Source organism: Limnothrix sp. FACHB-881 (assembly GCF_014698135.1).
GTDB lineage: Bacteria > Cyanobacteriota > Cyanobacteriia > CACIAM-69d > CACIAM-69d > CACIAM-69d.
This window is the reverse complement of the sequence record NZ_JACJSN010000002.1, coordinates 1-11,648: the sequence shown is the minus strand read 5'-3', so window position 1 is coordinate 11,648 and position 11,648 is coordinate 1. Positions and strand designations below refer to the sequence as shown.

Genomic DNA, 11,648 nt, shown 5'->3' with positions numbered 1-11,648 from the left:
GCTATTGGGTGCAATAGAACTCCGATGTGGTCTAAGCCCCCATGCTGAATTCACCTGAGTTCGGGATAGTTTGAAACCTCGCAACTTCTAATGGGTAAGCTAGATCCCAAAAGGCCGTTAGCAAACCATTAGGTACTTGGGGTGGGCAAGGGTAACTTCAGAAGTTCCAACCCCAACCCAAGATCAACAACAATTGACGGTTTCTGCCTATCCCTTGCTCACGTTGTAACTGTTGACTGGTCTCCCAATTTTGATCGCCCTGATCCCGATCGTGCGTCCTCGATTTTGGGTTGGGGAACCGAAATTGCCATGGCTAAACCTAGGGTGTCTTTAGGGCTTTCCCGGGGTCTGGTTGTGTCATTTTTTACAATCAATTTCCGACTATTGTTTCGATTGTTGTCGCCGCTTGATCCAGCCAACCTGACTTAGTTGAGGGAAATTTGACCTGAAAGTCGCTGAAGCAGGATGAAAGATTCAACAAACTCCACCTGCAACCCGACTGATATCAACCACTAGCGCTTTAGGTCTTAGGAATTTGGGGGGTTAGAAATTTTTCAGCATCGATCACCACTAGTCCTTGGCCCATGGATCCCAATCCCAGTGCGCTCATCACCCATCGGAGCTAGTTGTCTCTTGGTGCATATCATTCCTGTCCATTGACCGCGATCGCTTTCGAAACGCGATCGATTGCCAAAAATAGTGCTATTCAGGAGTTTGAGTTAGGGGGTAACCAACAGCGCTCTGGAGTGCTGAAGCGGGGTAAATCGCCCCCCCTAGTTGCATCACTCCAGTGCAGCAGAATCCAGTCGTGCTGAGTGAGGATCACCTGTCAGAATGCGCAATTCGATCACCGCCCGCACCGATGCCAATGTTGCGGCCAGTTACCCATCACTCTCATCCAGTCCTCTCTCCCACCCGATCGCATCGCCAGACATGGAGTCCAGCCGCAAACACTACTCACTGTTGATCGTTGACGACACTCCCGACAACGTGGATCTGTTGCGGCGCTACCTGATGCGCTTCAAGAAATTTCGCATTCAAAGTGTTGAAAACGGTCAACTGGCCCTTGAATATCTGCAAAATGTGCCACTTAAGGATCATCCTGACCTGATTTTGATGGATGTGGTGATGCCAAAGCTGAACGGGTTTGAGACCTATCGCGCTTTGCAAACCCTTTATCCTGACTGGGATGTGCCCGTGATCTTCATGACGGGCCTTTCGGACTTGTCCAGCAAGCTCGAAGGGTTGGAACTGGGCGCAGTGGACTACATCATCAAGCCCTTCCAAAAAGAAGAAGTCTTGGCCCGCATTGAGCTGCAATTGCGGCTTTTGGACTTGACCCGGCAGTTACGCGCCAAAAATGAAGAACTGGAGCGGGAGGTGGCGGAGCGGCAGCGGGTGGAAGCCACGCTGTTGACGGTGAATTTGGAACTGGAGCGCTTGGCCACCAGCGACGGCCTGACGCAGGTGGCAAACCGCCGCTGCTTTGACACCACGATTAATCGCGAGTGGCAACGTCTGGCCCAGGATCATCGCCCAATGTCGTTGGTGCTCTGTGATGTGGACTATTTCAAGCGCTTCAACGACCATTACGGTCACCAAGCGGGAGACGATTGTTTGATTCAAGTGGCCCGCACCTTGCAGGATGGCACACGCCGGGCGACGGATTTGGTGGCTCGCTATGGGGGGGAAGAGTTCGCGATTCTGTTGCCAGACACGGACTTGACGATGGCAGTGGAGGTGATCGATCGACTGCGACGGGCGATCGAGAACTTAAAAATTCCCCACGAGCGATCGGAAGCTAGCCCCTGGGTCACGATCAGTTTGGGCTTAGCCTGTCAGTTTCCCAAAATGGGCAATACTCCCCAAAATCTGATCGCCGCCGCCGATGCGGCCCTCTATGAGGCCAAACAGCAAGGGCGCAATACCTACTGCAAGCGCTATCTCTTGGAGAGTTAGGGCCAGCTAACCAGTTGCCAAAGGCTGGGTGCTTCGATCCCTGGGCATTCATCCCCCAAAATCAACGACTTAAAATCAGCGGCTCAGAATCAGCGGCTCAGAATTTGCTGCCCAGAATTAACCGCCCAAAATCAGCAGCTCAGAATTCGCTGCCCAGAATTAACCGCCCAGAGTTAATCGCTCGCAATTTGCGATCGGTTCTGTTGCCGGTCTGTTGCCGGTCTGTGGTAGTCTCAGGCCGGTTTTGAGCGATCCCCAGCGCCATGAACGTCACGCCGACCGAGATTCCCGATGTTTTGCTGATTGAGCCGAGGGTCTTTGGAGACGATCGCGGCTTTTTTTATGAGAGCTTCAACAGTCGCACCTTCGCTGAAAAAACCGGCCTTGATGTGACCTTCGTGCAGGACAACCATTCCAAGTCCGTGAAAAATGTGTTGCGCGGCCTGCACTACCAGGTGCAGCAGCCCCAGGGCAAATTGGTGCGGGCCGGAGCCGGGGCGCTGTTTGATGTGGCGGTGGATATTCGGCGCGGGTCGCCCACCTTTGGTCAATGGGTGGGCTATGAGCTGAGTGCCGAAAACAAGCGCCAACTCTGGATTCCGCCGGGATTCGCCCATGGGTTCCTCACCCTGACCGACACGGCGGAATTGCTCTATAAGGCGACGGATTTCTATTGCCCAGCGGGCGATCGCTCGATTTTGTGGAACGATCCGCAAATTAATATTGCCTGGAACCTGGACGGTGAACCGATCCTGTCGGGCAAAGACCAGGCGGCCAAACCCTTGGCGGAAGCAGATCTGTTTGAGTACGGGCAAATCTAGGATCGCGGAACCATGCGGATTTTATTGACGGGCGCACAGGGGCAGTTGGGCGAGGCCCTGCAACCGGTGTTGGGGGCGATCGGGGAGCTGACGGCGGCCGGGCGTGATCGGGTCAACCTGGCCGACACCGCCACGCTCTACGACGCGGTGATGGCGCTCCAGCCGGATTTGATCGTGAATGCCGCTGCCTACACGGCCGTGGATAAGGCGGAAACCGAAGCCGACTTGGCAATGGCCGTCAACGGCACGGCTCCCGGGATTTTGGCCCAAGCGGCTCAGGATTTGGGCGGGCGGCTGATCCATGTGTCCACGGATTACGTGTTCAACGGACAGCAGGGGCGACCCTACCGGGAAACCGACCCCACCGATCCGCTGGGCAGCTACGGGCGATCGAAGTTGGCGGGGGAAACGGCGATCTTAGCCACAGCCCCGAACCAGAGCGCGATCGTCCGCACCGCCTGGGTCTATGGCGCGGGCAAAACCGGCAACTTTGTGAAAACGATGATTCGGCTGGCGACCGATCGCCCGGAACTGCGGGTGGTGGCGGATCAAATCGGCTCGCCCACCTGGACGCGGGACTTGGCCGGGGCGATCGGGCAGCTTGCCGGCCGCCTGGATGCCGACACGGCCGGGGTCTACCACTACACCAACAGCGGGGCCGTTAGCTGGTATGACTTTGCCGTGGCCATCATCGAAGAGGCCCGCGCCCTGGGGCTGGAACTTGCGGTGGAACGGATCGTCCCGATCGCCACGGAGGATTATCCAACCCCAGCCCAGCGCCCGTCCTATTCGGTGCTGTGGGGCGGCAAATTGGCGGCGTTGCTCGGCAGTCCGGCTCCCCATTGGCGGGCCAGCCTCCGCAAAATGCTGCCAGAGCTGCTAAACCGCTAAATTACTTCCCCAATTCCAGCCCCGTAGGTTGGGTTGAGGCACGAAACCCAACACCAGCAACGTTTGCCAAAATCGCGTTGGGTTTCGCCAAGCTCCATACAACCTACTGACTGACTAACTTTGCTACTTGTTATTCACTCAATCCAGGCCTATTTCGATGAACCCCCATGCAGTCAAAATCATAGTGACGGGGCTGACGGCATTGGCAGAAGATCCGCAACGGATCGGGCGATTGCTGGATCACCTGGGGTGTATGCCTAATATCGAAGCGCAAACGCTGGGTGGCACAGTATTTTGGGACGATGTGGCTAATGTCGGGGGCTGGCGAGTTCAGAGAAACCGTGTGTTTGGCAACTGCCGAATTCTTGACCCCAACGATGTAAGACGTGCATGGGGTGGAGAAACTGAAGTGCTACAAGCATTTTCTAGGCTCTCCAGTGAGTAATAGCCCCGTAGATTCGGTTGAGGCGCGCAACCCAACATCAGCAGACCTTGCCAAAATCACGTTGGGTTTCGCAAAGCTCTACCCAACCTACTGACTCTGTGATTGAATCCCCATTAATTCGATCAGTTATCCACAAATCAACCGCGATCGCAGCGAGTTAATAACATGAAAGCCTTGATTCTTTCGGGTGGCAAAGGAACCCGCCTGCGACCCCTGACCTACACGGGTGCAAAACAGCTCGTGCCGGTGGCCAATAAGCCAATTCTTTGGTATGGCATCGAGCGAATTGTGGCGGCAGGGATTACGGATATTGGGATTATTATCAGCCCGGAAACCGGCGACGAAGTGCGCGAAAAAACCGGCGACGGCAGTCGGTTTGGCGCAAACATTACCTATATTTTGCAGGAGCATCCGTCGGGGCTGGCCCATGCAGTTTCGGTGGGGCAAGAGTTCCTCGGTGACTCGCCATTCATCATGTATTTGGGCGATAACGTCATCCAAGCGGATTTGGGGCAGTTTATCGACCAATTCAAAAAGCCCGGTGTGGATTCGGTGATCATTTTGCGGGAAGTGCCCGATCCGCGTGCCTTTGGGGTGGCGGAAGTGGATGCGGCGGGGCGAGTGATTCGGTTGGTGGAAAAACCGAAAAATCCCCCCTCGAATTTGGCGATGGTGGGGATTTATTTCTTCCAGCCGGTGATTCACGAGGCGATCGCCCAAATTCAACCCTCAGCCCGGGGCGAATTGGAAATTGTGGACGCGATTCAAAAGCTGATTGATACGGGCAAAACCGTTGAGGCTTGCACCCTTGAAGGCTGGTGGTTGGACACCGGTAAAAAGGATGATTTGCTGGAAACGAACCGGATTATTCTGGACACCGATTTGCAGCCTTGGAACTATGGCGAAGTTGATGAATCGAGCAAAATTATCGGGCGAGTGGAAATTGGTAAAGGCTCAAAGGTCGTCAATTCCACGGTGCGCGGCCCGGCGGTGATTGGCGAAAATTGCACGATCGAGAATTGCTACATTGGCCCCTACAGCAGCATCAGCGATCGCGCCCATTTGGTGGATGTGGATTTGGATCACAGCGTGGTCTTGGAAGGGGCGGAAATTGTGGGCGTAACGGAGCGCATTATCGACAGCGTGATCGGTCAACGGGTGAAACTCCACGTGGGGCCAAAACGCCCGAAAGCCCTCCGCTTCATGATCGGCGACGACTCCCACATCGAATTAACCTAACAACAAAAGTAGGTTGGGTTGAGCCTTGCGAAACCCAACACCAGTAAGCCTCATGTGGATCGCGTTGGGTTTCGCAAGGCTCAACCCAACCTACAGGATTGGTTGGCAGGGTTATGGATTTGGGGTTGGATTTTGATGGGGCGAAATGCCGATTTTTTATTTCGTGATTGTGAATTATTGGTGTGGGGAATCGATCACCCAATTATTACGATCGCTTGCCCAAGACAGCCCCGACCAGAATTACCAAATCCTGATCGTCAATAATTCACCGGAGGATCGATCGCTTGATGCCTTCAGCACTGAATTTGCCCATTGCACAATCCTGGAAACCGGCGAAAATTTGGGGTTTGGGCGGGCCTGCAATCGGGCGATCGCCTGGGTGGCCGATCGCGATCCAGGGGCGATCGTCTGGCTGATTAATCCCGATGCTTGGCTACCGGCGGGGACGATCGCAGCAGCCCGATCGCTCTTGAGCCAGGCCGATTGGGCAATTTTGGGCACGGCGATCGATCAACCGGACGGCCGGCCAGAGTTTCGGGGCGGCCGGTTCGATCGGCGATCGGGCCTCATCGAGCCGATCGCCCAAGAAGCCCCCACCGATCCCAAAATTCAGCCCACGGATTGGGTCAGCGGATGCAGCTTGTTGATTCATTTGGCGGCGTTTCGAGTTTTGCCCCAGTTCGATCGCCGCTTCTTTTTGTATTACGAAGATTTCGAGTTTTGCCGCCGCTATGCCCGCCAAGGCTATTCGGTGGCGATCGCCCCGAGCTTGCGGGTGATCCATGCCACCTCGACGGTGACGGGTCGCGAGCCAGAGCGGAAACTGCGCTGGTCGATCGGGGGCTATTTGTTGGCGCTGGTGATTCACGGCAGCCGTTGGGCGCTGGTCTATCGGTTGGCGCGGATTTTGATCAGCGCGATCATCCAGTGGCCGCAGCATCCCGCCCGATCGCGCGCCAAGCTCCAGGGCGTGGCCGATGCTTGGCAAAGTTGGCGATCCACACGCAACGGCTCCCCACGGCGCTAAAGTAAAGCTCGACTTGCTTGGCCCACTTTTTCGGAAACCTATGCTGGACTTGCGCTTAACTCGATCGCTGCCGGAGCCGTTGCGCTCTTGGATGGGGCGGCTGGCGGCTTTGGACGATCGGGGGCGGGGCTGGCTGGGCCTGGCTTGGGTGCTGCTGGTTTGGGCGATCGCCCTGTTTTGGCACTCGGGCAGCGTGGGGCTGGTGGACGAAACGGAGCCGATGTTTTCGGAAGCGGCTCGCCAAATGACCGTGACTGGCGATTGGATCACGCCCTATTTCAACGGAGCCACCCGCTTCGACAAGCCCCCGTTGATCTATTGGCTGACGGCGATCGCCTACAAAATTTTGGGCGTGAATGAGTGGGCCGTGCGGTTGCCCTCGGGGTTGGCGGCCCTGGCCACGATCGGGCTGGCCTTTGCCACCCTTTGGCGCTTTTCCGTGACGGGCGAGGCGCGTCAACAGGCCCCTTGGCGACCTTGGCTGGTGGGGGCGATCGGGGCCGGAACGATCGCCTTTTCACCCCACATGATCATCTGGGGCCGGGTTGGCGTGTCCGATATGTTGCTCACCGGCTGTATTAGCACCGCCCTGCTGGCCTTCTTTTGGGGCTATGCCAGCGATCGTCCCCAGGTCAAAACTCTGGCCTATGGGGGCTGCTACCTGGCCATGGCCCTCGGCGTGCTCACCAAAGGGCCGATCGGGGTGGTGCTGCCGGGGCTGATTATTCTGGCTTTTGGGCTATATCTCGGGGAATTCAAGCTGCTCTGGAAAGAAGCGAAGCCGCTCTGGGGTTTGCTGCTGGTGGCGCTGCTATCCGTGCCCTGGTTTGTGCTGGTGATTTTGGCCAATGGGGATGCCTACGTTGAATCCTTCTTTGGCTACCACAACATCGATCGCTTCACCCGCGTGGTCAATCAGCATTCGGCTCCCTGGTTCTTCTATTTCATTGTGGTGGCTTGGGGCTTTGCGCCTTGGTCGGTGTATCTACCGATCGCCCTGGGGCGGCTAGAAATTTGGCGGCGCAAGTGGTGGCTGCGGCGATCGCGGGCGGAACGGTTGCCCCTGTTTGCGGGTGCTTGGTTTTTGGGCGTGTTTGGCTTTTTCACGATCGCTGTGACCAAGTTGCCCAGCTACGTTGTGCCCTTGATGCCAGCGGGCGGGCTGCTGGTGGCGCTGCTGTGGCGAGACTTGCTGAGTGGAGACTTGGCCCCGCGCCGATCGATGCCCCGACCGGGATTGAGCGAACCACCGATCGCCACGGAAGATGTGGTGTCGCCGGGATTCCACCGCACGGCGATCGCGGCGGTGGTGGTGATGGGCATTTTAGCGATCGCCCTCAGTGCCCAAAACCTCTGGCTCCCGTTGATCAAGGATCCAACCATGCCCCGCATTCGGGAGGTGCTGATCGAATCCGGAGCCATTACGCGGGGGGCGATCGATTGGGCGATCGCTGCTGTCTTCGGTGCGGTGATGATTTACCGGCGGCGCTATCGCTGGCTGTGGCTGATCACGTGGGTGGGTGGCGTGCTGTTTTTCGTGGGCACGATCATGCCGGTGACCTTTGCCCTCGATTCCCAACGTCAATTGCCCCTGCGGATCCTGTCGGCGGACGTAATTCGGGTACGACAACCGGAGGAAGAGTTAATGATGGTGGGGTTTGCCAAACCGAGCGTGGTGTTCTATACCCAGCAAATCGTTAACTTCTCCCAACGGGCGACCCCGTTAATTGAAGGAGAGCGGGAAGCGCTCAAAATTAACCCCAACCCCAAACCGGCCACGGTGTTGTTGTTGGGCGATCGCAAAAAATTGGCGGAAACCGGTTTAGACCAAGTGGGTCAACCGATCGCCGCCGCTGGTTCCTATCAATTATTCCGGGTCGATCGGCGTGCCTTTGCCAACCACCAACCGCCCACCGATCCAGACGATTAACCCGCAAGGTTCAACGAAGGTTCAGCGCTAGAAAGTGCTTGATGAGGCAAGGGGTTGAAACCCCTTGTCTGGCTTGGTTTTGCCCCTTGTCTAGATTTGACCTGTCTATAGTATGTTCAATTAGGAATGAGACAGCATGACCTACAGCAAAGACCTCAGACAACGAGTCTTGGCTGCGGTTGCGCAGGGAATGCCTCCCACAACCGCTAGTCGCACCTTCCAGGTGAGTCGAGCCACTCTGTACCGCTGGTTAGAGAATCCAACCCCCAAGCCCCTACCCAAGATTCGGACTCGAAAACTCGATCCCAAAAAGCTCCTCGACCATGTGCGACGTTACCCTGATGCCCGCCTGCGAGACCGAGCTGCTGAATTTGGGGTTTGTCCCAGCGCGATCAGCTATCGACTCAAGCAACTGAAGGTGACTTGTAAAAAAAACAGCTTCGCTATCGACAACGCTGCCCGCACCAACGCCAGCTCTACCTCCGTCAGTTGCGGGCGCTGAAACAGGCTGGCTGGTCGATTGTCTACTGCGACGAAAGCGGATTTGAGCCAGATGCCCCTTGTTTGTACGGCTGGTCACCCCGAGGGGTTCCCGTCTATGGAGAGCGAAGTGGCGAGCGTCGTCCAAGAGAAAACCTGCTGGCCGCTCGAACTCGCCAAGAGTGGTTAGCGCCGTTGTTGTTTCTAGGTTCAGTGACAGCGCAATTGTTTGAGCAGTGGTTAAGCGAACAGTTAATTCCGTCGCTGCTTCAACCCTCGGTTTTAGTCCTGGACAATGCTGCGTTTCATCGACCCCACAGGGTAACGGAGTTAATGGAGCAGGCCGGTCATCGAGTGTTGTTTCTGCCGCCTTATTCTCCAGACTTCAATCCGATTGAAGGGGATTTTGCGGCCCTCAAGAAGAAGCGAGCCTATGAGTCAGACGAGACATCCCTGGATGAGCTGGTGGCATCGTACCAGCCCCAAGCAGGTAGACTGTCTCGTTCTTATTTGAAATGACTATAGCTGGGGGCTGTCTGGATTGGGATTGTTGCCTAATCACCCGACGGAATCGGCACTTGCTTGATGTCGAAGGGCAGGTTCAAATCATCCGGCAACTGCTGTTGAGTCTGTTTCAGCCACTTCAGGAATTGTTTGCGCAAGCCCTTGAGGGGGCGATCGGGCGTTGCCGTGGCCGATGGGGTGTCCGATGGTGTTGGCTCAACGATCGGCTTTGGGGTCACCGGCTCGATCGACTCAAGCACAATCGGCGGTTTCTCTTCTGTTGGAGGCGCTGACTTGGGTGTAGCCACCGCTGCCGGTTCCGGTTGGGTTGCCGGTTCGATCGGCTCCGTGGTGGGAACCTCCGTTGCTGACGCTTCCGGCTTTGTTGCCTCCGCTGGTGCAATCACATCCGGTGGAGCAGCTTCCGGCTCCGGTTCGCTCACCAATGCTGGCGAAGCAGGCTCTTCGCGGTCTTCGCTCAGGGAACGGTCGATTCTCTGGGCCTCTGCTTGAGGCAGGGCTGCATCCGGTGGCTCTGGGCTAGCTGGCTCTGGGCTAGCTGGCTCGGCACTGGGTTCCGACATTGGCTCCGGTTCCGGAGCCGCAGGCGGGTTAACGATCGCTGACTCCTCGGCCGTTTCCGGAATCACCGTTTCCGGTTCTGGAGCCAGAGCGGCGGCCTCCGCTGGAGTCACGGCACTGGGCTGTGGAGCTAGGGTCTCACCCGGGGCGATCGTGTCGTTATTTGTTGCCTTCTCGTCGCCTACGTCCTCTGGCTCGACCGCTTCCATCGACGGGGCCGCCGGTTCTGATTCTGGGGCGATCGCCTCCGGTGCTTCGGTCTTTGGCGCTTCGGTCTTTGATTCTTCGGTCACGGCCGGCAGGTCTTGCGGCAACGGTGCGATCGGCGCGATCGGCTCAGGCGCGGTCACTGGTTTCGGTTCCGGGGCCGGTGGCTCATAGGTTGGGTCAATCAGCGCCCGAGCTTCCGACTCCGACAACCCACCCTTCAGCAGTCGGTCGATCGCGCTCGTCTGGTTGGGGTCAAACTCCACCAGCGCCACCGACTCATTAAACGCATTCTCCAGCAGCTCTCCCCGATCGTTGATCAGCTCCAACTTCACCCAGTTTTTGCCCCGACGGAATCCCTTCAAATAAATAGACTGCCAATCATCCAGCAAAAAGCTGTCGCCATTGACCGTCACCCGCACCTTCCAATCCACAATCTCATCATCATCTCGCTCCCGAGCCAGCAGATGCAGCGGTGCATTGGTCAAGTAAAAGTCCAGCAACACCGGCTCCGTACCCACCGTCCCGATCGGTTGGTTATAGGTCAGCAGTGGCCGGCCCGAGTCGGGAACCTGGGTTTGGGTTTTTGCAAACACATGGAAAGACACCTGAGCATAGGCCCCATCATTCTTAAAGCTTTCATGCCAGGGACGTTCCGCAAAGGCCCGGAGTGTGTGGGTTCCCGGCGTTAAGTCGCTAATCGTAATCGGATCCGTGACATCAAAAATCTCTGCCACCGGGCGCTCGTCCAACATCAGCTTTAAATGCGGCCCGGCGGCCAGCGCTTCATCCTTAAATAGCGGCAAATCCTGCACCCGCAACTGCACCGCCACCTGTGTTTGCGTCAGGGTTTCATCGGGCCTTGGCGCAATGATCTGCACCTGGGGTTGATAGCGATCCAACTCCCGATTCAATCGCTGCACAATCGATGGTGGTGCTACCTCATCAATGGCCCCCACTACCTTGCCCTGATTGGGTTTGGGCGGCGTGGCCGTCGCCAGCGGTGGTGGCTCTTTGGCACATCCCCCGATCGGCAACAGGAGGCATCCCCAGACCAACACCACGCATCCCCAGGCCATTCGCCGCCCTAGCCCTCGACCCAGCGCCCCGAGCCACCTCATCTCGTTACCTCTTTGCAATCTTCAGTAATGGGTATAGGAACTGATATGACCTAGGCGATCCTAAGCAAACCTAGGCAATGCAGAATTTGGGAAACCTGCGAAATCTGCGAAATTTGCGATCTGAAGGCAATTTGAAATCGAGTCCAGTGTATCCGAGAACCATAGCCGGGCCGCGGTTTCCAGCCTTTACCACAAAGAACTACCCAACTCGGCCTCAGATGCTTTGCAATTCTTAATCAAACTGTTTGTAAAGTTTATAAACCTAACTTTCTGGATCTTACTACTGAATAAAAAAGCTCCAATGCCTCATGGGATGGGTAGTGAATCAGATTAATGTGGGATAGGTAGCAATGTCATGCCAAGTCCATGCCCTAGTCGCTAATCCCGCTCGTTCAGCAGCCGTGGTTTTGAAACGACTATGCTGCCAAATCCAGTTGAAATA

The 11,648-nt window shown here is 56.5% G+C and carries 9 protein-coding genes and 1 pseudogene; 8 read left to right on the top strand and 2 right to left on the bottom strand.

The window, feature by feature from the left end; genetic code table 11:
- Positions 1 to 834: 834 nt before the first annotated feature.
- The 8 genes from H6G52_RS02515 (at position 835) to H6G52_RS02480 (ending at position 9,311) form a co-directional block, all read left to right on the top strand.
- Entirely contained in the window at positions 835 to 1,959 is a 1,125-nt protein-coding gene (locus H6G52_RS02515; RefSeq protein WP_190526245.1) for a diguanylate cyclase domain-containing protein, read from the top strand.
- Positions 1,960 to 2,222: 263 nt separating this feature from the next.
- Positions 2,223 to 2,780: a dTDP-4-dehydrorhamnose 3,5-epimerase gene (gene rfbC / locus H6G52_RS02510; protein ID WP_190526243.1), complete on the top strand. Its 558-nt coding sequence runs from the start codon at positions 2,223 to 2,225 to the stop codon at positions 2,778 to 2,780.
- Positions 2,781 to 2,792: 12 nt separating this feature from the next.
- On the top strand, positions 2,793 to 3,671 hold the full coding sequence (gene rfbD, locus H6G52_RS02505) for a dTDP-4-dehydrorhamnose reductase (protein WP_190526241.1): 879 nt from the start codon (positions 2,793 to 2,795) through the stop codon (positions 3,669 to 3,671).
- 610 nt (positions 3,672 to 4,281) lie between these two features.
- The gene (locus H6G52_RS02500) at positions 4,282 to 5,355 is read left to right on the top strand and encodes a glucose-1-phosphate thymidylyltransferase (protein ID WP_099532039.1); all 1,074 of its coding nucleotides are present in this window, start codon (positions 4,282 to 4,284) and stop codon (positions 5,353 to 5,355) included.
- A 145-nt stretch (positions 5,356 to 5,500) separates the two neighbouring features.
- The gene (locus H6G52_RS02495; protein ID WP_190526239.1) at positions 5,501 to 6,382 is read left to right on the top strand and encodes a glycosyltransferase family 2 protein; all 882 of its coding nucleotides are present in this window, start codon (positions 5,501 to 5,503) and stop codon (positions 6,380 to 6,382) included.
- Positions 6,383 to 6,422: 40 nt separating this feature from the next.
- Entirely contained in the window at positions 6,423 to 8,312 is a 1,890-nt protein-coding gene (locus H6G52_RS02490; protein WP_199312123.1) for a glycosyltransferase family 39 protein, read from the top strand.
- 136 nt (positions 8,313 to 8,448) lie between these two features.
- Entirely contained in the window at positions 8,449 to 8,814 is a 366-nt protein-coding gene (locus tag H6G52_RS02485) for an IS630 transposase-related protein (protein ID WP_190526237.1), read from the top strand.
- Positions 8,802 to 9,311 (top strand): transposase, encoded by a 510-nt coding sequence (locus H6G52_RS02480; RefSeq protein ID WP_190526235.1) that lies wholly within the window; start codon positions 8,802 to 8,804, stop codon positions 9,309 to 9,311. The genes H6G52_RS02485 and H6G52_RS02480 overlap by 13 nt, the downstream gene beginning before the upstream one ends.
- A 35-nt stretch (positions 9,312 to 9,346) precedes the next feature.
- On the opposite strand, the gene H6G52_RS02475 is transcribed toward H6G52_RS02480, so the two are convergent.
- Both H6G52_RS02475 and H6G52_RS02470 read right to left on the bottom strand, forming a co-directional pair.
- On the bottom strand, positions 9,347 to 11,164 hold the full coding sequence (locus tag H6G52_RS02475; protein ID WP_190526233.1) for a hypothetical protein: 1,818 nt from the start codon (positions 11,162 to 11,164) through the stop codon (positions 9,347 to 9,349).
- Between the two features lie 367 nt (positions 11,165 to 11,531).
- Positions 11,532 to 11,648, bottom strand: a pseudogene (locus tag H6G52_RS02470) (IS1 family transposase); the annotation flags it as partial.

Bases quoted from the DNA above. Each gene is read 5' to 3' on its own strand.
- H6G52_RS02495 (WP_190526239.1), top strand. From the start codon at position 5,501: ATGCCGATTTTTTATTTCGTGATTGTGAATTATTGGTGTGGGGAATCG.
- H6G52_RS02485 (WP_190526237.1), top strand. From the start codon at position 8,449: ATGACCTACAGCAAAGACCTCAGACAACGAGTCTTGGCTGCGGTTGCG.
- H6G52_RS02490 (WP_199312123.1), top strand. From the start codon at position 6,423: ATGCTGGACTTGCGCTTAACTCGATCGCTGCCGGAGCCGTTGCGCTCT.
- rfbC (WP_190526243.1), top strand. From the start codon at position 2,223: ATGAACGTCACGCCGACCGAGATTCCCGATGTTTTGCTGATTGAGCCG.
- H6G52_RS02475 (WP_190526233.1), bottom strand. From the start codon at position 11,164: ATGGCCTGGGGATGCGTGGTGTTGGTCTGGGGATGCCTCCTGTTGCCG.
- H6G52_RS02500 (WP_099532039.1), top strand. From the start codon at position 4,282: ATGAAAGCCTTGATTCTTTCGGGTGGCAAAGGAACCCGCCTGCGACCC.
- rfbD (WP_190526241.1), top strand. From the start codon at position 2,793: ATGCGGATTTTATTGACGGGCGCACAGGGGCAGTTGGGCGAGGCCCTG.
- H6G52_RS02515 (WP_190526245.1), top strand. From the start codon at position 835: ATGCGCAATTCGATCACCGCCCGCACCGATGCCAATGTTGCGGCCAGT.